The organism is Streptomyces sp. NPDC051041 (genome assembly GCF_044456065.1).
GTDB lineage: Bacteria > Actinomycetota > Actinomycetes > Streptomycetales > Streptomycetaceae > Streptomyces > Streptomyces glaucus.
Genome location: NZ_JBITFM010000017.1, coordinates 107,792 through 128,517, shown reverse-complemented (window position 1 = coordinate 128,517; position 20,726 = coordinate 107,792). Strand labels below are relative to the sequence as shown.

General features: G+C 74.2%; 16 protein-coding genes and 1 pseudogene. 9 read left to right on the top strand and 8 right to left on the bottom strand.

Annotation, left to right across the window (positions count from 1 at the left end; all coding sequences use genetic code 11):
* Positions 1-15: 15 nt before the first annotated feature.
* The 6 genes from ACIBAI_RS23510 to ACIBAI_RS23485 all read right to left on the bottom strand — a co-directional run bounded on the left by ACIBAI_RS23510 (position 16) and on the right by ACIBAI_RS23485 (position 8,383).
* Positions 16-198 carry a hypothetical protein gene (locus ACIBAI_RS23510; RefSeq protein WP_399037107.1) on the bottom strand — a complete coding sequence of 61 codons (183 nt, stop codon included), beginning with the start codon at positions 196-198 and terminating at the stop codon, positions 16-18.
* A gap of 181 nt (positions 199-379) precedes the next feature.
* A complete protein-coding gene (locus ACIBAI_RS23505; RefSeq protein ID WP_399037105.1) occupies positions 380-1,345 on the bottom strand; it encodes an alpha/beta fold hydrolase in 966 nt (321 codons plus the stop codon).
* Positions 1,342-1,827 (bottom strand): phage holin family protein, encoded by a 486-nt coding sequence (locus tag ACIBAI_RS23500; protein WP_399037103.1) that lies wholly within the window; start codon positions 1,825-1,827, stop codon positions 1,342-1,344. Before ACIBAI_RS23500 ends, ACIBAI_RS23505 begins: the two co-directional genes overlap by 4 nt.
* A gap of 89 nt (positions 1,828-1,916) precedes the next feature.
* On the bottom strand, positions 1,917-3,353 hold the full coding sequence (nhaA, locus tag ACIBAI_RS23495) for a Na+/H+ antiporter NhaA (RefSeq protein WP_399037101.1): 1,437 nt from the start codon (positions 3,351-3,353) through the stop codon (positions 1,917-1,919).
* Positions 3,354-3,545: 192 nt separating this feature from the next.
* Positions 3,546-5,501, bottom strand: a complete 1,956-nt coding sequence (gene acs, locus ACIBAI_RS23490; RefSeq protein WP_399037099.1) for an acetate--CoA ligase — start codon at positions 5,499-5,501, stop codon at positions 3,546-3,548.
* Between the two features lie 542 nt (positions 5,502-6,043).
* Positions 6,044-8,383: a bifunctional SulP family inorganic anion transporter/carbonic anhydrase gene (locus ACIBAI_RS23485; protein WP_399037098.1), complete on the bottom strand. Its 2,340-nt coding sequence runs from the start codon at positions 8,381-8,383 to the stop codon at positions 6,044-6,046.
* 391 nt (positions 8,384-8,774) lie between these two features.
* On the opposite strand from ACIBAI_RS23485, the gene ACIBAI_RS23480 reads away from it, so the two are divergent.
* Positions 8,775-10,049 carry a hypothetical protein gene (locus tag ACIBAI_RS23480; RefSeq protein ID WP_399037096.1) on the top strand — a complete coding sequence of 425 codons (1,275 nt, stop codon included), beginning with the start codon at positions 8,775-8,777 and terminating at the stop codon, positions 10,047-10,049.
* A 221-nt stretch (positions 10,050-10,270) separates the two neighbouring features.
* The gene (locus tag ACIBAI_RS23475; RefSeq protein WP_399037093.1) at positions 10,271-11,134 is read left to right on the top strand and encodes an oxidoreductase; all 864 of its coding nucleotides are present in this window, start codon (positions 10,271-10,273) and stop codon (positions 11,132-11,134) included.
* A gap of 407 nt (positions 11,135-11,541) precedes the next feature.
* On the opposite strand, the gene ACIBAI_RS23470 is transcribed toward ACIBAI_RS23475, so the two are convergent.
* The gene (locus tag ACIBAI_RS23470) at positions 11,542-12,375 is read right to left on the bottom strand and encodes an HAD-IB family hydrolase (protein ID WP_344606550.1); all 834 of its coding nucleotides are present in this window, start codon (positions 12,373-12,375) and stop codon (positions 11,542-11,544) included.
* Between the two features lie 561 nt (positions 12,376-12,936).
* On the opposite strand from ACIBAI_RS23470, the gene ssd reads away from it, so the two are divergent.
* The 7 genes and pseudogenes from ssd to ACIBAI_RS23435 form a co-directional block, all read left to right on the top strand.
* A complete protein-coding gene (gene ssd, locus ACIBAI_RS23465; RefSeq protein WP_399037091.1) occupies positions 12,937-14,064 on the top strand; it encodes a septum site-determining protein Ssd in 1,128 nt (375 codons plus the stop codon).
* Positions 14,061-15,269, top strand: coding sequence for a TadA family conjugal transfer-associated ATPase (locus ACIBAI_RS23460; protein ID WP_399037089.1), 1,209 nt, complete (start codon positions 14,061-14,063; stop codon positions 15,267-15,269). The genes ssd and ACIBAI_RS23460 overlap by 4 nt, the downstream gene beginning before the upstream one ends.
* The gene (locus ACIBAI_RS23455) at positions 15,253-16,125 is read left to right on the top strand and encodes a type II secretion system F family protein (RefSeq protein WP_399037086.1); all 873 of its coding nucleotides are present in this window, start codon (positions 15,253-15,255) and stop codon (positions 16,123-16,125) included. The genes ACIBAI_RS23460 and ACIBAI_RS23455 overlap by 17 nt, the downstream gene beginning before the upstream one ends.
* Positions 16,122-16,904: a type II secretion system F family protein gene (locus ACIBAI_RS23450; protein WP_399037084.1), complete on the top strand. Its 783-nt coding sequence runs from the start codon at positions 16,122-16,124 to the stop codon at positions 16,902-16,904. The genes ACIBAI_RS23455 and ACIBAI_RS23450 overlap by 4 nt, the downstream gene beginning before the upstream one ends.
* Before the next feature lie 99 nt (positions 16,905-17,003).
* Positions 17,004-17,213, top strand: coding sequence for a DUF4244 domain-containing protein (locus ACIBAI_RS23445; RefSeq protein WP_399037082.1), 210 nt, complete (start codon positions 17,004-17,006; stop codon positions 17,211-17,213).
* Positions 17,200-17,586 carry a TadE family type IV pilus minor pilin gene (locus tag ACIBAI_RS23440; protein WP_399037080.1) on the top strand — a complete coding sequence of 129 codons (387 nt, stop codon included), beginning with the start codon at positions 17,200-17,202 and terminating at the stop codon, positions 17,584-17,586. The genes ACIBAI_RS23445 and ACIBAI_RS23440 overlap by 14 nt, the downstream gene beginning before the upstream one ends.
* A pseudogene (locus ACIBAI_RS23435) lies at positions 17,583-17,945 on the top strand (Rv3654c family TadE-like protein); the annotation flags it as partial. The gene ACIBAI_RS23440 and the pseudogene ACIBAI_RS23435, both read left to right, overlap by 4 nt.
* A 7-nt stretch (positions 17,946-17,952) precedes the next feature.
* On the opposite strand, the gene ACIBAI_RS23430 reads toward ACIBAI_RS23435, so the two are convergent.
* Positions 17,953-20,652 (bottom strand): DEAD/DEAH box helicase, encoded by a 2,700-nt coding sequence (locus ACIBAI_RS23430; protein ID WP_399037078.1) that lies wholly within the window; start codon positions 20,650-20,652, stop codon positions 17,953-17,955.
* Positions 20,653-20,726 lie beyond the last annotated feature (74 nt).

Here is a 20,726-nt window from a genome sequence, read left to right as displayed (position 1 = left end):
CGGGGGCCTGCCGGGTCAGCCGCGGGAGTGACGCAGGCGGACCGAGACCCAGCGGGCCCGGCGGCGCAGGATGTGCGGAATCCCCACCCTCGGGTCCGAGCCCGGCAACTGCGGCGAGCCGCTTCGCTGGTGGGTGCTCACACCGCCGGCGGAGCGGCGGTCGCGTGCTGCGTCACTGTAGTCGTGCGTCCAGCCCATACCCCGACGTGTGCCCCCGCCCCAAGGTCGATAACCGCTCCCCGGGCCCCCAATTGGCCTATGCGGCGGGCAAGTGGCCGTTCGTGCGACAAGTGTTCGTGACGCGGACGCGGGTCCGGATACCGGGCGCGTTCGTCCGGTTGCCGATCGCGTTTCCCAGGGGGCGCACCGGCCCCGTCGGTCACCGATCGGGCTCGGGGTCCTTCAGCCAGTTGATGAGCTCGGAGGAGAACGCCACCGGGTCCTCCTCGTGCGGGAAGTGGCCCAGCCCGTCGAACAGCCGCCAGCGGTACGGGGCTTCGACGTACTGCCCGGAGCCGGCCGCGCTCCGCGTCCGCATCACCGGGTCGAGGGAGCCGTGGAGATGCAGGGTCGGCACCCGAACGGGCCGCTTCATACGGCGGTTGAACTGGATGCCGTCCGGGCGGGCCAGGGACCGCACCATCCAGCGGTACGGCTCGATCGAGCAGTGCGCCGTGGACGGGATGCACATCGCGCGGCGGTACACCGCCACCGCCTCCTCGTCGGGCAGCCGCGGACCCGACCACTCCCGGATGAGCCGGCCCACCAGCGCGCCGTCGCCGGCCGTCAGCTGCCGCTCCGGGATCCAGGGCCGCTGGAACCCCCAGACGTAGGACCCCGCCCGGGTCTGCCGGACGTCCGAGAGCATCGCCGAACGCCAGCGCCGGGGATGCGGCATCGAGGTCACCGCGAGGCGCCGGACGAGCTTGGGGCGCATCGCGGCCGCCGTCCACGCCAGGTAGCCGCCCAGGTCGTGGCCGACCAGCGCGGCGTCCGGCTCACCGAGGGAGCGGATGACGCCGGTGATGTCGAGGGCGAGGTTGGCGGGGTCGTAGCCGCGCGGGGTGCGGTCGCTGCCGCCGACGCCGCGCAGGTCCATGGCGACCGCCCGGAAGCCCGCGTCGGCGAGCGCGCCCAGCTGGTGCCGCCAGGCCCACCAGAACTGCGGGAAGCCGTGCAGCAGCAGCACCAGCGGGCCGTCACCGACTTCCGCGATGTGGAAGCGCGCGCCGTTGGCGGCCACGTCCCGGTGGGTCACCTCGTACCCGCCGGGGATGCCGAGCCGTACGACCGAGGCGGGGTGCGCCGAGGGGGAATGCCCCGAAGGGAGGGAGGAGCCCGTCATGAGGACGAGCGTGCCACAGCCTCGACGGTCTGCGGGGACCGGTCCTCCAGCGCCGGCCGCGGGTGCGGCCTGGCCTTCTGCAGCACGCCCGCCGTCTCCTTCACGGAGGCGGCGACCTTCTGCGGGCCCCGGCCCTTCCTGGCCTTCTTCGCGAAGACCACGCCGATCAGCGCGAGGACGGCCGCGATCAGCACGTTCGCCGCGAAGGACAGCAGGAAGCAGACCGCGAGGTTCCACCCGCTCCAGGTCCGGATGCCGTACGCGAGGGCGAAGTTCAGCATCGGCAGCGAGAACAGCAGGATCGCGGCGGCCACCGTGAACGCGCCGCCGCTCGTCGCGCCGCGCTTGACGTCCTGCTTCAGCTGCGCCTTCGCCAGCGCGATCTCGTCGTGCACCAGCGCCGACAACTCGGTCGTCGCGGAGGCGAACAGCTGTCCGATGCTGCGTTCGGCGCCGACCGGGCTGCCGTCGGGTGCGCTCATCGCGGTCTCCCTCTTCTGAGTGCGGTTCCGTGGCGGCCTGACGTGTGTCCGACTGCGTACGGTCCCGTCTTTTGTACCGTCTCGTCAGATCATGCCGGACCGTCCGTGTCCTCGCCTGCCCCGCCCGGCACTTCGGCAAGCCCGTGCCGCTGCGCGGCCTTCAGCTCGGCGAGCCTGCGGTGCTCGGCGGCCTTGCGCTCGTGGATGCCGGCCATGCGCAGGTGGTAGGCCGGGTCGTCCTCCTCGTAGATGTCGGGCACGCCGTCGTGGTCGTCGTCGCGCTCCTCGGCCTCGGACAACCTGCGGTACTTGGCGTTCCGTATCTTCAGCAGCACCGCCGCCAGCAGGGCCGCGACGAGGGAGCCGGTCAGGACGGCCGCCTTGACCTCGTCCGTCATCGCCGCGTCGCCCTCGAAGGCGAGTTCGCCGATGAGCAGGGACACGGTGAAGCCGATGCCGGCGAGGGTCGCCACCGCGAACACGTCGGCCCAGGCGAGGTCGTCACTGAGCGAGGCCCTGGTGAAACGCGCCGTCAGCCAGGTGCCGCCGAAGATGCCGAGCGTCTTGCCGACGACGAGCCCGAGGACCACGCCGAGCGTCTCCGGCTGGGTGAACACCTCGCCGAGCGCGCTGCCGGAGACCGAGACGCCCGCGCTGAACAACGCGAACAGCGGTACGGCCAGGCCCGCCGACAGGGGGCGGACGCGGTGCTCGACGCGCTCGCCCGGGGAGTGCTCCTCGCCCTCGCGGCGGTGGCAGCGCAGCATCAGGCCCATGGCGACGCCGGCGATGGTGGCGTGGACGCCGCTGTTGTACATCAGCCCCCAGACGACCAGGGCCAGCGGGAGGTACACGTACCAGCCGCGCACGCCCTTCCTGAGCAGCAGCCAGAAGACGGCGAGGCCGGCGACGGCGCCGCCGAGCGCGGCGAAGTCCAGGCGGTCGGTGAAGAACACCGCGATGATCAGGATGGCGCACAGGTCGTCGACGACGGCCAGGGTGAGCAGGAACGCGCGCAGGGCGCTGGGCAGGGAGGTGCCGATGACGGCGAGCACGGCCAGCGCGAAGGCGATGTCCGTGGCGGTGGGCACGGCCCAGCCCGCCAGGGAGCCGCCGCCGGCGGCGCTGGTGAGCGTGTAGACGAGCGCCGGTGCGGCCATACCGCACAGGGCCGCCACGACCGGCAGCACGGCGGCTCTGAAGTCCTTGAGGTCGCCGGCGACCAGTTCGCGCTTGAGTTCGATGCCGGCGACGAAGAAGAAGACGGCCAGGAGTCCGTCGGCCGCCCAGTGCGCGACGGACAGGTTCAGGCCGAGGGCGTCGGGGCCGAAATGGAAGTGACTGACGTCTTTGTAACTGTCGTGTAGCGCGGGAACGTTCGCCCAGATCAACGCGGCGATCGCGGCGGCGAGCAGCAGCACGCCGCCGACCGTCTCGGTGCGCAGCGCGTCCGCGACGAAGGTGCGCTCGGGGAGCGAGAGACGTCCGAAGACCTTGCGGGAGCTGCTGGTGCGGGGGGCGGTCATGGGGAAACCTCCGGTCGGTGGGCAGGACGGAGCACATGCCGACCAGACTTCCCGGCACACCATGGAGTGATCACTGTTTTTGGTTAGCTTACCTAAAGGTGCCCGGGGGCGCATCCACAGCGCCTCGCGGGCGCGGAAGGGGGCACCCTCGGCTCCGTGCCGGGTGCCCCCTCCGGGCGCGGTTCAGTCGGCTCAGTCCTCGCTGGGCGTCGCCGGGAGCTTGGCCTGGATGAGGTCCATCACCGCGGAGTCGGTGAGCGTGGTGACGTCGCCGAGCTGGCGGTTCTCCGCGACGTCCCGCAGCAGGCGCCGCATGATCTTGCCGGAGCGGGTCTTCGGCAGCTCGGCGACCGGCAGGATCCGCTTGGGCTTGGCGATCGGGCCGAGCGTGGCGCCGACGTGGCTGCGCAGCTCGGCGACCAGTTCCTCGGTCTCCGCCGCCGTGCCGCGCAGGATCACGAACGCCACGATCGCCTGCCCGGTGGTCTCGTCCGCCGCGCCGACGACGGCCGCCTCGGCGACCGACGGGTGGGACACCAGCGCGGACTCGACCTCGGTGGTGGAGATGTTGTGCCCGGACACGAGCATCACGTCGTCGACGCGGCCGAGCAGCCAGATGTCGCCGTCCTCGTCCTTCTTCGCCCCGTCCCCGGCGAAGTACCTGCCCTCGAAGCGCGACCAGTACGTGTCGATGAACCGCTGGTCGTCGCCCCAGATGGTGCGCAGCATCGACGGCCACGGCTCGGTGAGGACCAGGTAGCCGCCACCGCCGTTCGGGACCTCGTTGGCCTCGTCGTCGACGACGGTCGCGGAGATGCCGGGCAGCGGGCGCTGCGCGGAGCCGGGCTTGGCCTCGGTCACCCCGGGCAGCGGAGAGATCATGATCGAGCCGGTCTCGGTCTGCCACCAGGTGTCGACGACGGGCGTCCGGTCGGCGCCGATGTGCTTGCGGTACCACACCCACGCCTCCGGGTTGATCGGCTCGCCGACGGACCCGAGGACGCGCAGGGAGGACAGGTCGTACTTCGCGGGGATGTCGTCGCCCCACTTCATGAACGTGCGGATCGCGGTCGGCGCGGTGTAGAGGATCGTCACGCCGTACTTCTGCACGATCTCCCAGAAGCGGCCCTGGTGCGGGGTGTCCGGCGTGCCCTCGTACATGACCTGGGTGGCGCCGTTGGCGAGCGGGCCGTAGACGATGTACGAGTGCCCGGTGACCCAGCCGACGTCGGCGGTGCACCAGTACACGTCGGTCTCCGGCTTGAGGTCGAAGACCGCCCAGTGCGTGTACGACGTCTGCGTGAGGTAGCCGCCGGAGGTGTGCAGGATGCCCTTCGGCTTCCCCGTCGTACCGGAGGTGTAGAGGATGAACAGCGGGTGCTCCGCCTCGAACGCCTCGGGCGTGTGCTCGGCCGGCTGCCGCCCGACGAGCTCGTGCCACCACAGGTCGCGGCCCTCGGTCCAGGCGACCTCCTGGCCGGTGCGGCGCACGACGAGGACGTGCTCGACGCTGCCCGCCTTCCCGACCGCCTCGTCGACGGCCGGCTTCAGCGCGGACGGCTTGCCGCGCCGCCAGCCGCCGTCGGCGGTGATCACGACCCGGGCGTCGGCGTCCTGGATGCGGGTCGCGAGCGCGTCCGCCGAGAAGCCGCCGAAGACCACCGAGTGGGTGGCGCCGATCCGGGCGCAGGCCAGCATCGCCACGGCCGTCTCGGGGATCATCGGCATGTAGACGGCGACCCGGTCGCCCTTGCGCACGCCCAGCTCCAGCAGGGCGTTGGCGGCCTTGGAGACCTCGTCCTTGAGCTGGGCGTAGGTGATCGAGCGGGAGTCGCCGGGCTCGCCCTCGAAGTGGATGGCGACCCGGTCGCCGTGCCCGGCCTCCACGTGCCGGTCCACGCAGTTGTACGCGACGTTGAGCGTGCCGTCCTTGAACCACTTGGCGAACGGCGGGTTCGACCAGTCGAGGGTCTCCGTCGGCTCCTCGGCCCAGGTCAGCCGGCGGGCCTGCTCGGCCCAGAAGCCGAGCCTGTCAGCCTTGGCCTGTTCATACGCCTCCGCGGTGACGTTGGCGTGGGCGGCCAGGTCGGCGGGGGGTGCGAACCTGCGCTCTTCCTTGAGCAGGTTGGCCAGGCTTTCGTTGCTCACGACATCTCCCTTTCTCAGGGTTGTCCGCTGTGTCCCAGGCCACAGCTCATCAGACCGGGCGGCCCGCTGACAAGGGCCGATGGAAAATTGGTTTAGACCTCTGGTGAGGCGGTTGCGGGATGGTGCCGGGTGTTCCCGGCGGTGTTCCGGTCGCGCGGCGGAGGTCTCCCGGTGGCTTGCGGCTGGGGTGCGGCTGCTTGGGTCACCCGTACCCACGGACGCGGACCGGCCGCAGTTCAGGTGCTGTAACGCCTTTCACACCCGGGGCGCCCGGATGCCGCTCTCCCGGCGTGCCGGCCCTCGGCGTGCCGGCTCCCGTCCTGTCGGATGCCGGCATGTCGGATCTTGCCGCAGGGAGCCCCGCGGTGGACTCCCGCCGTGCCGGTCCGTGCCGGTATCCGGCTCTGCGGGTGCGTCTCCATCGTGTCGGCCTGTGCCGGTCCGTGCAGGTCGGCGGTTCGGCCCTCGCGTCGGCCGGTGCCGCGGCGCGGGGCTCCGCCCGGTGGGCGGAGCCCCGCACCGCGTCCGTCGCCGCGTCGTCCTCACGCGGGCTGGCCGACCTCCCGTACGCGGTCGAAGACCCGGTCGCCGTCGGCCTCGGTGAGCAGGTAGGCCTGGGCCTCTCCCACGTGGAAGTACATGCCGTGCAGCTCCAGCTCGCCCTCCCGCAGGGCCCGGGCCACCGAGTCGTGGGCGCGCAGGTGCTCCAGCTGCTGGACCACGTTGGTCAGGCTGAGCTGCTCGACCGCGTCGGCGGGTTCGCGGCCGGCCAGCCGGGCCCAGGGACGGTCGCCGTCGGCCATGCGCTCCAGGCTCGGCAGCCCGTGCCGCAGCCACCGCTTGAGCGGTGTCCGGGCGCCCCGGGGCTCGGAGTCGAGCAGTGCCTGCATGGCTCCGCAGCCGGAGTGCCCGCAGACCGTGATGGACCGCACCTTCAGCACGTCCACCGCGTACTCGATCGCGGCGGCCACCGAGTCGTCGCCGCTCTCCTCGCCGGGCAGCGGCACGAGGTTGCCCACGTTGCGGACCACGAACAGGTCGCCCGGACCGCTGGAGGTGATCATCGAGGTCACCAGGCGCGAGTCCGCGCAGGTGAGGAACAGCTGCGAGGGCCGCTGCCCCTCCCGGGCGAGCCGGGCCAGCTCACCGCGCACCAGTGGCGCGGTGTTGCGCTGGAACGCGCTGATGCCCCGCGCCAGTTCGTGGCCGCTCGGCGCGTCGGCGGTGTTCCCGGATCCGTCCTGGGGCGGGGTGGGCCGGGGGCGTTCGCACTGGTGGTTGCGCCAGGGGGTCCAGGGGCGGCAGCGGCAGCCGGACGAGTCGTCCGGTTCGGCGATGCGCGTGCCGGGGCGGCGGCCGGTGATCTCGACGGTGCCGCCGTGCGCGGTGTGCGTGTTCTGCCAGTCCTGCAGGGTTTCGAACGCCGCGTGGTCCATGAACGACCCGTCCAACTCGACGACGGCGTCGGCCCCGTGGGGCACGAGGTGCAGGGCCCGGCTGAGCCGCGGCACCGCGAGGAACGTCAACTGTCCCCGGACCTGGACGTGGTGGACTCCCTCCCGCTCCTCGTGGGTGATGCGGGTGCGGGTCAGGCGGTGCAGGGCGACGCCGACGGCCACGGCGATGCCCAGGGCCACGCCCTCCAGGACGCCGAACGTCACGACGCCGAGGACGGTGGCCGCGTACACCAGCACCTCGCGGTGGCGGGTCACCGTGCGGATGTGGTTCAGGGACACCATCTGGATGCCGACGGCCATCACCAGGGCGGCGAGCGAGGCGAGCGGGATGAGCTCCAGGACCGGGACCATCAGCAGCGTGGCGACCACCACGAGAACGCCGTGCAGCATCGTGGAGTTCCGGCTCACGGCACCCGCGTTCACGTTCGCGGTGCTGCGCACGGCCACACCGGCCACGGGCAGTCCGCCGAGCGCGCCGGAGGTGATGTTGGCGGCGCCCTGTCCGAGCAGTTCGCGGTCCAGGTCGGCGCGGCCGACGCGGACGGGCGGGCCCGGCCGGGCCGCCACCAGCTTGTCCACGGCGACCGCGCCGAGCAGCGACTGCACGCTGCACACCAGCGTGGTGGTGAGCACGGCGGCGACCAGGCCGAGCACCGGGCCCTCGGGCAGCGCGGCCAGGGCGTGGCTGCTCCAGCTCGGCAGGTCCACCTCGGGCAGGCGGAGCCCGGCGAGCGCGGCGGCCGCGGTGGCGCCGGCGACGGCGACGAGCGCGGCCGGCACCTTGCGCAGCAGCCGGCCGGCCCGGCCGGGCAGCCGTGGCCAGAGCAGCAGCAGGGCCAGGGTCAGCGCGCTCACCGACACCGAGGCGGGGCGCAGGTCCGCCAACTGGGCGGGCAGCGCGCGGAGGTTGTCCAGGACCGCGCTCTGCGGGGTGCCGCCGAGGACGATGTGCAACTGGGCGACGGCGATGGTGACGCCGATGCCGGCGAGCATGCCGTGCACGATGGCGGGGCTGACGGCGAGCGCGTTGCGCGCCACGCGCAGGCAGCCCAGCCCGAGTTGGGCGAGGCCGGCGAGGACGGTGATGGCGCAGGTGGTGCGCCACCCGTAGCGGTGGATGAGGTCGGCGGTGACCACCGTGAGTCCGGCGGCGGGACCGCTGACCTGGAGCGGGCAGCCGCCCAGCCGTCCGACGACGATGCCGCCCACCGCGGCGGCGACGAGGCCGGCCTGGAGGGGGGCGCCGGTGGCGAGGGCGATGCCGAGGGACAGGGGCAGCGCGATCAGGAAGACCGCGATCGAGGCCGAGACGTCGGCGCCCGCGATGCGGAAGCGGCGGGGCCGGGACGGTGGCGGGCTGTGGGATCGGCGGGCGCGGTCGGGTCCGGCCGGGTCGACGGCGCGAGTGGGGACGCAGGCTGACATTTTTCCCGTCTCCTCCGGGGCTACGCGGTCGCGGAACAGGTGGTCTCCCGCATGGGGCGGGAGGGGTCGCGGCCGTGGGTCACGGCGTGCAGCGGCGGGATGAATCAACGCTCAGTAAATGGATCGTAATGCTGAGTAAAGGAAGGGAATAGACAATCCAGGCGAATGGAGCAATTAATCACCCTGGCGAGTGAAGTAGCTCTTCGATCGGCTTGTCGTACTAACTCCTTCTCGGTCCCGTGCGACCTTGGCGGCGCTGACGGCGGGCCCGGCATCGCGCCGGATGCCGCCCTCGTCCGCGCCGGTCCGGGAGAAGCCCCGGAGCAGCCCGGGACTTGTCCCGGGAGGCAGCCCGGGACAAGTCCGAGAGAAGGAAGTAGGTGGGCGGAGCATGGCCGCCACCCGGAGGATCGCCGCGGGCGCCCTGATCGCCGCGGTCTGCGCCGCACCGCTCGCCGGCTGCGCGGCCGGCGAGGAGGAGGCACCCGGCCCGCGGAGGGCGAAGCCGGTCCCGGCGCCGGGCGGAGTGGTCCGGCTGATCGGCGACGGCTCCACCGCGTACACCGGACCGCAACCGCACCTGCCCAGGCCCGAACGTCTCGGGCCCGGCCGGAGGCCGCCGCAGTTCGTGGTGTTCTCCTGGGACGGCGCGGGCGAGGACAGCCAGCGGCTGTTCTCCCGCTTCCGCAGGGTGGCCCGGGACAACAACGCGACGATGACGTACTTCCTCAGCGGTGTGTACCTGCTGCCGGAGGAGAAACGGAACCTGTACCGGCCGCCGCGGCACGCACCGGGCAGCTCCGACATCGGCTTCAACGACCGGCGGGGCATCGCCGACACCGTGCGGCAGCTGCGCCTGGCCTGGCTGGAGGGCAACGAGATCGGCACCCACTTCAACGGCCACTTCTGCGGCAGCGACGGCGGCGTCGGCGAGTGGTCGGTGGCGGACTGGAAGGACGAGATCGCCCAGGCCAAGCGGTTCGTGCGGACCTGGAGGACCAACACCGGCCTGACGCGGACGGCCCCGCTGCCCTTCGACTACGACAAGGAGCTCGTCGGCGCCCGCACTCCCTGCCTGGAGGGCCGCGAGAACTTCCTGAAGGCCGCCCGCCGGCTGGGCTTCCGCTACGACACCAGCGGCATCGGCCGGCAGGTCTGGCCCAGGAAGGAACAGGGCCTGTGGGACCTGCCGCTGCAGCTCGTGCCGTTCCCCGGCCACTCGTACGAGCAGCTCGCCATGGACTACAACTTCATGGTCAACCAGTCGGGCACCACCCAGGGCGACCCCGCCAGGCACGACATGTGGGGCGACCAGATGCGCGACGGCCTGCTCAGGGGCTTCCGCCGGGCCTACGACGGCAACCGCGCGCCGCTGATCATCGGCAACCACTTCGAGTCCTGGAACGGCGGCACCTACATGCGCGCCGTCGAGGAGGTCGTCGAGGAGGTGTGCACCAAGCCGGAGGTCCGCTGCGTGTCCTTCCGGCAGCTCACGGACTGGCTGGACGCCCAGGACCCCGGGACGCTGCGCAAGCTGCGCACCCTGGGGGTCGGTGAGGCCCCCGGGCGGGGCTGGGCGTCCTTCCTGGCGGCCCGGCCCGCTCCGGCCCCGAAGGGCGCGCCCGGGGCGCCGGCGGCCGGGCGGGAGCCCGCGCCCCGGACGTGAGGCCCGCCGGGCGACGTGGGCGGACGCGGGCCCCGCGGGTGAGGGGAGCCCTCGCCGGGCAAGGACAGCAAGACAGGGCCGGCCTGCCGCTGCCGCCTTTCCCGGCGGAGGCGGTTCCCCTGTTCGCCAACCGCGGCGAGAAGGCGACCGTGCGTCGCGGCCGAGGTGAAGAAGGCCACTTCTTCGAGGGGCGGACCGCCGAAGTGCGTAGGGTCGTACTCATGAGTACGACAGGTGCGGCCGCCGATCCTCCCCCGAGCTCCCGGACGAGTCCGAGCAAGGGGGACCCCCTTGCGGCCCTGGGCGCACTGCCCGGCGTGGCCGAGTCCGTGGAGTCCGTGCGCAAGGCCGTGGACCGGGTCTACGGGCACCGGATCATGCGGCGCCGCAGCAACGAGATCACCTCCGAGGCGGCGCTGCGCGGCGCTCGCGGTTCGGCGGCGCTGTCCGGCGCGGACTGGGCCCTGGAGGAGGTGCGCCGGCGCACCGACTTCAGCGGTGACGGCGAGGCGCGCACGATGGGCGCGGCCCTGCGGCTGACCGCCGAGGCGGGGCAGCTGCTGTCCATCTGGCGGCAGTCCCCCCTGCGGGTGCTGGCCCGGCTGCACCTGGTGGCCGCCGCGGACGGGGCCGACCACGTCGGGCGGCCCCGCCGGGAGGGCGAGCCGGTCGACGAGCCGCTGATCGGGCTGCCGCTGCCGGCCGCGGCGGAGATGCACGGCCGGCTGGAGGGCCTGGCCGAGCTGATCATCGCGGGCGGTTCGGCTCCCGCCCTGGTCACGGCCGCCGTGGTGCACGGCGAGCTGCTGGCGCTGCGCCCCTTCGCCTCCCACAACGGCCTCGTCGCGCGCGCGGCCGAGCGCATCGTCCTGGTCGGCAGCGGTCTGGACCCGAAGTCGGTCTGCCCGGCCGAGGTCGGCCACGCCGAACTGGGCCGGGAGGCCTACCTGGCGGCGCTCGACGGCTACGTCTCCGGCACCCCGGAGGGCGTGGCGGCCTGGATCGCCCACTGCGGCAGGGCGGTCGGACTGGGCGCGCGCGAGTCGACGGCGGTGTGCGAGGCGCTGCAGCGCGGAGCCGCGTGATCCGCTCCGGACGGGGCGGCGGAACAGGGAGGAGGCCCCCGGCGGGGGCCTCGCAGGGTTGCGGCGGTACGAGTACTCGTACCGCCGCTGGCATGATCACCGGGGTACCAGGCGTCCTCGATATGTCGCCCATCAGGTCGGGAACGTTGCCCGTCACCTGGTGCGGCTGGCCCGTAATCGACGGGTCGACGTCGCGTGGGTGCCCGGTGTTCATGCTCGGTCCGTGGGGCCAAATGCGGTTTTAAGGTGATCCTTTCGGATGTCCTTGGTCTCGCGGGCCGTTGAGTCCTTTGTACTCCAGGACCGTGGCAAGCGGAAGTGCTGACCGTAGTTCTTTACTTTTAGGTGCGAAAGGGCGGTAAACGGGCGCCTAAATGTTGAAGGACGATATTTCGGCGGCCGGTGGGTCAGGCCGCCGACGCCCGGCGCCGGCTGGCGTACCAGACGAGACCCGCGGTGGCCGCGGCGGCGCCTATCGCGGCGGCCGCGACGAGTGCCGGACGGGGTGGTACGGAGAACGCGGGCAGCCGCTGCTTGAGCCGCACCGGGCGGTGGAAGTCGAGGATCGGCCACCCGCGCGCGAGCGCCTCCCGGCGCAGCGCGCGGTCCGGGTTCACGGCGTGGGGGTGGCCGACCGACTCCAGCATCGGCAGGTCGGTCACCGAGTCGCTGTAGGCGTAGCAGCGGGAGAGGTCGTACCCCTCCGAGGCGGCCAGTTCCCTGACCGCCTCGGCCTTCGTGGGGCCGTACGCGTAGTACTCCACCTCCCCGGTGAAGCAGCCGTCGTCGCCCACGACCATGCGGGTCGCCACCACCCGGTCCGCGCCGAGCAGTTCGCCGATCGGCTCCACGACCTCGGCGCCCGAGGTGGAGACGATCACGACGTCGCGGCCGGCGGTGTGGTGCTCCTCGATCAGGGAGGCGGCCTCGTCGTAGATGATCGGGTCGATCAGGTCGTGCAGCGTCTCGGCGACGAGCTCCTTGACCTGCTGGACGTTCCAGCCGCGGCACAGCGCGGACAGGTACGCGCGCATGCGCTCCATCTGGTCGTGGTCGGCGCCGCCGGCGAGGAAGACGAACTGGGCGTACGCGGTCCGCAGGACGGCCCGGCGGTTGATCAGTCCGCCTTGGTAGAACGACTTGCTGAAGGTGAGTGTGCTCGACTTCGCAATGACCGTCTTGTCCAGATCGAAGAAGGCCGCTGCACGGGGGAGGGAGTGGTTTTCCACGCCCCTGAGCATAGGGGCAGCCCATTCGGCGTAAGGTGAGGCGCGTGGGTTTGCCTGAGAAGGCTCTCGGGTACACCATGGAAGTCACGGATCGTTCGCGACCGTGCTAACCCGGTCCGACTCCTCCCCCCCCCCCGAGTCGGCCGTGGAGACGACCCCCGCTCTCCCCCCCGGCGGGGGTCGTCGCATGTCCGGGTGGGTTTTCCCGCTTCTGAGCCGCCGGGCCGCCGGGCCGGAGCGTCGGTGACCACCCGACGATCACACCCAGGATCGGTCACCGTGCGTAGCCGTCGGGCTGCTCTGCGGAAGGCGCGCGAGCGGTGGTGCGGCCGTCACCGGCAGGGGTGACGGCGATATTCACAACCACCGAGTTGTCCACGGTTATCAACCAAGATCCACACGATTTCCCGGATCGCTGCACCGTGTTTCCGACGCGTTCCGGCCGCATCGAGTTCACGGCCGGTTCCGTTTGTCGGGCGCGCAAGGCCGATTCCTGTCGGCCGCTCATATGGAGGCCGGTCGCCGGCTCTCCACACGTCCGGGGACCGCGAGGCCGCAGGGGCCGCGCGGGAGATGCAGCGAAGGGGGATCACCACCGTGACCGGAGCCGTCACACACCATCCGCCGCCCACCGCCGGAGGGCGGCGGAGCGGACCGCTGATCGTCACCGAGGACGCCGGACTCCTCGACGACCTGCTGCGCCTGTGCGCGGCGGCCGGCGCCACACCCGAGGTGCATCACGGCGTGCCCGAAGGGCGCGGCGGCTGGGAGACCGCACCGCTCGTCCTGGTCGGCGACGACGCCGCGCGGCGGGTGCGCGGGGCCGCGCGCAGACGCGGAGTGGTGCTGGTCGGACGCGACCAGGACGACCCGGGGGTGTGGCGGCGGGCCGTCGAGATCGGCGCCGACCACGTCCTGATGCTGCCCGACGGCGAACAGTGGCTCGTCGACCGCATCGCCGACGTCACCGAGGGAACGGGCCGGCCCGCACTTACCGTCGGCGTCATCGGCGGCCGGGGCGGCGCCGGCGCGTCCACGCTGGCCTGCGCGCTCGCCGTCACCTCGGCGCGCGAGGGCCTGCGCACCCTGCTGGTGGACGCCGACCCGCTGGGCGGCGGACTCGACGTGCTCCTCGGCGGCGAGACGGTCGAGGGACTGCGCTGGCCGGCGTTCGCCGCCTCCCGCGGACGGGTCGGCGGCGGGGCCCTGGAGGAGTCGCTGCCCGAGCTGCACTCGCTGCGGCTGCTCAGCTGGGACCGAGGCGACCGCGTCGCCGTTCCGCCGCAGGCCGTGCGGGCGGTGCTCGCCGCGGCCCGGCGCCGGGGCGGCGCGGTCGTCGTCGACCTGCCGCGCCGCGTCGACGACGGCGTCGCGGAGGTGCTCGCCCAGCTCGACCTCGGGCTCCTCGTGGTCCCCGCCGAACTGCGCGCCGTCGCGGCGGCCGGACGTGTGGCCTCGGCCGTCGGCATGGTCCTGCGCGACCTGCGGGTGGCGGTGCGCGGCCCGTACGCGCCCGGGCTCGACGACCGTGAGGTGGCCCGGCTGCTCGGACTGCCCCTGGCCGGCGAGGTCCCCGTCGAGGCCGCCCTGCCGCGCGCGAACGGGAGCGGGCAGCCTCCCGCCGCGACCGGCCGCGGACCACTCGCGCGCTTCTGCCGGGAGTTCTGGGAGCGGGCACTGCTGGAAGCGGGGACCGCATGAGGACGCCGGCCGGGCCCGGACGGCCGGACGGCGCCGCGCTGCTGGACGGCGTGCGGCAGTGGCTCGCCGAGAGCGGGGCGGAACCGACGCCCGCGCGTGTGGCGCAGGCCCTGCGGGAGCGGGGGCGGGTGCTCGGCGACGCGGAGGTCCTCCGCACGGCCGAGCGGTTGCGGTCCGAACTCGTCGGCAGCGGGCCCCTGGAACCCCTGCTCGCCGATCCGTCGGTGACCGACGTGCTGGTGTCCGCCCCGGACCGGGTCTGGGTGGACCGGGGCGGTGGCCTGGAGCTGACGGACGTCTCGTTCCCGGACACGGCGGCCGTGCGGCGCCTCGCGCAGCGCCTCGCCGCCGTGGCCGGACGCCGGCTCGACGACGCCCGGCCCTGGGCCGACGCCCGGCTGCCCGACGGAACCCGGCTGCACGCGGTGCTGCCCCCGGTCGCCGTCGGATGCACCTGCCTGTCCCTGCGCGTCGTACGGCCGCGCGCGTTCACGCTCGACGAACTGGTGGCCGAGGGCACGGTGCCGCCGGGCGGGGACCGCGTGCTGCGGGCCCTGGTGGAGGCGCGGCTGTCCTTCCTCGTCAGCGGGGGCACCGGCAGCGGCAAGACGACCCTGCTGAGCGCGCTGCTGGGACTGGTCGGACCGCGCGAGCGGATCGTGCTCGCCGAGGACTCGGCCGAACTGCGGCCGGACCACCCGCACGTCGTACGGCTGGAGACCAGACCCGCCAACCAGGAGGGGGCGGGGCTGGTCGCCCTGGAGCACCTGGTGCGGCAGGCGCTGCGGATGCGGCCGGACCGGCTGGTCGTCGGCGAGGTACGGGGCGCGGAGGTGGTGCACCTGCTGGCCGCGCTGAACACCGGTCACGGCGGTTGCGGGACCGTGCACGCCAACGCCGCCGCGGACGTGCCGGCCCGGCTGGAGGCGCTCGGCACGGCCGCCGGGCTCGACCGGGCCGCCCTGCACAGCCAGGTGGCGGCCGCCCTGTCGGTGGTCCTGCACCTGGTGCGCGACCGGACCGGGCGGCGGCGGATCGCCGAGGTGCACGTGCTGGAGCGGGATGCGACAGGACTGGTGCGGACGGTGCCGGCGCTGCGGTGGCGCGCGGAGGCGTTCGCGTACGAGCGGGGGTGGGAGCGGCTGCGCGGGCTGCTCGGCACCGAGTGTTTCGAAGGGAGGCCGGGGGATGAACGGGATTGGTGAGCTGTCGATGGGTGCGGCCGTGGCGTGCCTGGGCGCCGCGGTGTGCCTGACGGGCGGGTGGCGCTCCGGGGAGCGGCGGGCGCGGTTGCTGCTCGCGGGCGGCGCGGTGGCGGGCGCCGGGTCTCCCGCATGGCAGCGGGCGACCGGCGGGATGCGGCGGATCCGCGGGCGGCTGCGGGCCGAGTGGTGGGCGCTGGTGGCCGGGCTGGTGCTGTCGGTGCTGGGAGCCTCGGCGCTGCCGGCCGTCGCGGGGGCGGTGGGAGTGCCGGTGCTGCGGCGGGTGCGGCTGGCCGGCCGTGCGCGGCGGGCGCGGGACCGGCGGGCGGACGCGGTGATCGCGCTGTGCGGGGCGCTCGCCGGGGAGGTGCGCGCGGGCCGCCAGCCGGGTGAGGCCCTGCTGCGGGCCGCGCGTGACTCCGGCGGGCTCGGCGACGCGCAGGCGGCCGTACTGGCGGCGGCCCGGTTCGGCGGGGACGTGCCGGGCGCGCTCACGGCGGCGGCCCGGCAGCCGGGCGCCGACGGGCTGCTGGGCCTCGCGGCGTGCTGGCGGGTGGCCGTGGACCAGGGCGCGGGCCTCGCGGCCGGACTCGACCGGCTGGACGGGGCGCTGCGCGCCGAGCGGGACCAGCGCGCGGACCTGCGCGCCCAGCTGGCCGGCGCCCGCTCCACCGCGGTGATGCTCGCCGCCCTGCCGGCCCTGGGGCTCCTGATCGGCACCGGCCTCGGCGCCGATCCGCTGCACGTCCTCCTGCACACCGGACCGGGGCTGGGCTGTCTGCTGGCCGGGGGCCTGCTGGAGGTCCTGGGGATGTGGTGGGTGGCCCGGATCGTGCGCGGGGCGGAGGCGGCGGCATGAGCGGGGACGCCGTCCACCGGCTGGGAGCGGCCGTGGGGACGCTGCTGGTGCTGGCGCACTGGCTGAGCGCCGTCCGCGGCGAGCGGAGGATGCGGCGGCGGCTGGCCGGACTGGCCGCCGCCGAGCCGGCCGGGACCGCCCCGCGCACCGGGCTGGGGAGCGCCGCGCGCAGGTGGCTGCCCCTGGCGGGGGCGGCGTGCGCCGGATGGGCCCTGGTCGGAGGCGTCGCCGGCGCCGTGCTGGGGCTGGCCGCCGCGGCCGGGCTGTGGCGGTGGCGCCTGCGGCGGACGGACGCGGGCCCCGGTGGCCCGGAGCGGATCGATCCCGTGGCGGCGGCCCGGCAGCTTCCCCTCGCCGCCGACCTGGTGGCGGCCTGTGTCGCCGCGGGCGCCGGTCCGGTGGTCGCGGCCCAGGCCGTGGGCGACGCCCTGGGCGGGCCCGTCGGGGACGCGCTGGCGCGCGGCGCGGCCGAGGTACGGCTCGGCGGCGAACCGGCCGGGGCCTGGCGGAGGCTGGCCGCGGCACCGGGTGCCGAAGCGCTGGCGCGGCTGCTGGAACGGGCCGACGTGTCCGGGCTCCCCGCGGCCGGGCCGGTCGCGCGACTGGCCGCGGAGGCCCGCGCCGGCCGGGCGCGCGCCGCGACGGCACGGGCACGCCGGGCGGCCGTCATGGTCACCGCGCCGGTGGGGCTGTGCTTCCTGCCCGCGTTCATCGCGGTCGGCGTCCTGCCCGTGGTGATCGGGCTGGCGCGCGGGGCGCTGGGAGGGGGTGGTGGATGACCAGCACCGGCAGCACTGACCGATCCGGCAGCACTGAACGGCCCGACAGGGCTGAATCATCCGAATTATTCGAAGGAACCGGTTCCTACGGGGGTTGAGATGTACAAGGCGGTACGGGTACGGCTGCGCGTCCTGGTGCGCAGGGTGCGTGCGGCGCGGAGGGACGCGGGAATGGTCACCTCCGAGTACGCGATGGGGATCGTCGCGGCGGTGGCGTTCGCGGTGGTGCTCTACAAGGTGGTGACGAGCGGGGCGGTCAGCGCCCAGTTGCAGAGCATCGTGGAGCAGGCCCTCGATGCGCGGATGTGAGCGGGGGGCGGACCGGGGGTTCGTGACGGCGGAGTCCGCCGTGGCGCTGCCCGTGCTGGTGGCGTTCGCGATGGCGCTGGTGTGGGGACTGCTGGTCGTGGCCGCGCAGATCCAGTGCGTGGACGCGGCGCGGACCGGTGCCCGGGCGGCGGCCCGCCAGGACCCGGTCGACGCGGTCGTCGAGGTGGCCCGCGCCGCGGCGCCCCGCGGCGCGGAGGTCACGGTCCGCCGGGAGGCGGGCCGGGTCCGCGTGGTGGTCGTCGCGAAGCCGGCGGCGCTGCGCGGCCTTCCCTTCGAGGTACGGGAGGAAGCCGTCGCCTCGGTGGAGGAGGCCGCGGCGTCGGCGGAGGGGACGAGGGGGGCGGGGACGTGACGGGCGGACCGGCCGGCGCCGGCCCCTCGGACCGGGGCTCGGCCACCGTGTGGAGCGTGTGCGTGATCTCCGTTCTGTGCGTGGTCTCCGGCGCCGTCCTCGCCCTGGGGCAGGCCGTCGTGGCCCGGCACCGCGCGGCCGGCGGCGCCGACCTCGCGGCGCTCGCGGCGGCGGACCACTGGGCCGACGGCACCACGGCCGCCTGCGCCCGGGCGGACCGGGTGGCCCGGGCCCAGGGCGCACGGCTCGTACGGTGCGCGCTCACCGGGGAGATCTCGGACGTGACGGCGACCTCGGGACGGGGACCGTTCGCGGCGGAGGTCAGGGCGCGGGCGGGTCCCGCGGAGGCTGCGGGGACTACGGGGACTACGGGGACTGCGGGGACTGCGGGGGCTCCTGGGAAGACGGGGCTTCCCGGGGAGGTTCCGCAGCCCCCTCCCGGGGAGTCACCGGCTCCCCGGAGGGCGCCGGCTGCTCAGGGAGCGGCGGTCCCTGAGCAGCCGGCGCCGGCGATCCCGGGGAAGACGTCGTCGGCCGCGCAGCCCCCGCCGGCCCCTCCGGGGAGGGCGCCGTCGCCCCTGGCACGGCTCCGGCCCGCCGCTCCCCGTCCGCCTTCTCCGCGGGCGCCCCCCGCAGCAGCACCGTGAGCAGGCGCACGGCCCCCCGCTTGTGCAGCGGTTCGTTTCCGTTGCCGCACTTGGGGGACTGGATGCAGGACGGGCAGCCGGCGTCGCACTCGCAGGAGGCGATGGCCTCGCGGGTGGCGGTGAGCCAGTCGCGGGCCGTGTGGAAGGCGCGCTCCGCGAAGCCCGCGCCGCCGGGATGGCCGTCGTAGACGAAGACCGTCGGGAGCAGCGTGTCGGGGTGCAGCGGGACCGACACGCCGCCGATGTCCCAGCGGTCGCAGGTCGCGAACAGGGGCAGCATGCCGATCGACGCGTGCTCGGCGGCGTGCAGGGCACCGCCGAGGATCTCCGGGCCGATCCGGGCGGCGTCCAGCTGGTCCTCGGTGACCGTCCACCACACGGCACGCGTGCGCAGCGTACGAGGAGGCAGGTCGAGCTTCGTCTCGCCGAGCACCTCACCGGTGACGACACGCCGGCGCAGGAAGGAGACCACCTGGTTGGTGACCTCGACGGAGCCGTAGCACAGGCGCCCGTCGCCCCACGGGATCTCGGTGTCGGTCTCGAGGACGGAGATCGACGTCGTGTCGCGGGCGACCGTCGAGTACGGCGGGCCGGCCTCCTCGACCAGGGCGACCGAGTCCTCCAGGTCGAGCGAGCGCACCAGGTACGTACGGCCCTGGTGGAGGTGGACCGCGCCCTCGTGGACGGTCGTGTGCGCGGCGTCGGCGTCGACCGTGCCGAGCAGCCGTCCCGTCCCGGCCTCGACGATCTGCACCGGCCGCCCGCCCGCCCCGCGGATGTCGGTCAGGTCGGCGGCCCGCTCCCGGCGCGTCCAGTGCCAGGCCTTCGTCCGGCGGCGCAGCAGCTTCGCGGCCTCCAGCTGGGGCAGGAGGTCCGCGCACGCGGGCCCGAACAGGTCGAGGTCCTCGTCGGTCAGCGGCAGTTCCGCGGCGGCCGCGCACAGATGCGGGGCCAGCACGTACGGGTTGTCGGGGTCCAGCACCGTCGACTCCACCGGCCGGTCGAACAGGGCCTCCGGGTGGTGGACGAGGAAGGTGTCCAGCGGGTCGTCGCGGGCCACCAGGACGGCCAGCGCCCCCTGCCCGGACCGTCCGGCCCGGCCCGCCTGCTGCCACAGGGACGCCCGGGTGCCCGGGTAACCGGCGATGACGACCGCGTCCAGGCCGGAGACGTCGACGCCGAGCTCCAGGGCGTTCGTGGCGGCCAGGCCCAGCAGCTCGCCGGAGTGCAGGGCGCGTTCCAGGGCGCGCCGCTCCTCGGGCAGGTAGCCGCCGCGGTACGCCGCGACCCGCCGGGCCAGCGACCGGTCGACCTCGGCGAGGCGTTCCCGGGCGATGACGGAGATCAGCTCGGCGCCGCGCCGGGACCGTACGAAGGCCACCGAGCGCACGCCCTGCACGGTGAGGTCGGTGAGCAGGTCGGCGGCCTCGGCGGTGGCCGTACGGCGGACGGGCGCGCCCCTCTCGCCCCGCATCTCGGTCAGCGGGGGCTCCCAGAGGGCGAACACCAGTTCACCGCGGGGGGAGGCGTCGTCGGCGACCTCCACCACCGGCAGACCGGTCAGCCGTCGGGCGGCCACCGCCGGCTCGGCGGCGGTGGCCGAGGCCAGCAGGAACACGGGGGAGGCGCCGTAGCGGGCGCACAGGCGCCGCAGCCGGCGCAGCACCTGGGCGACGTGCGAGCCGAAGACCCCGCGATAGGTGTGGCACTCGTCGACGACGACGTACTTCAGCGCCTTCAGGAAGGAGGCCCAGCGGGGATGCGACGGCAGGATGCCGCGGTGCAGCATGTCCGGGTTGGTCAGCACGTAGGTGGCGTACTGGCGGATCCACTCGCGTTCCTCGAACGGGGTGTCGCCGTCGTACACCGCGGTCCGCACGGCGGTGCCCAGCGGACGGGAGAGCTCCCTCACCGACCGGCACTGGTCCGCCGCGAGGGCCTTGGTGGGGGCCAGGTACAGGGCGGTGGCGCCGCGGCCGTTCGGGGCCTCGGCGCCGTCCAGCAGCGTCGACAGCACCGGGACCAGGTAGGCCAGGGACTTGCCGGAGGCCGTGCCCGTGGCCACGACCACCGACTCGCCGTCCAGGGCGTGCTCGGCCGCCCGCGCCTGGTGCGCCCACGGGTGCTCGATGCCGGCTTCCCGCACGGCCGCGACGACCTCGGCGCGAATCCGGTCGGGCCAGACGGCATGGCGGCCCGCGCGTGGGGGCAAGTGCTCCGTATGAGTGATGCGCGCAGCCCTGCTCGGCCCCGCGGCGAGCCGGTCCAGGACCGTGCCCGGCGCGAGCTGGGGGGCGGGGTCCGTCGAGGTTCGATCGGATCGGTGATTCTCGGCCATCGGCACCGAGTGTGTCACTGGCGTGACGGACAATGGGCCCAAGGCGTCGTGCACGCCTGCCGGTAAGTGATTGAATGCCATCGCGGCTGGCGAACCGTCCCGGGGGCTTCAAGCCGAGGTGCCCGAGGGGCGACCGCTCGATAGCAAGGTGCTGG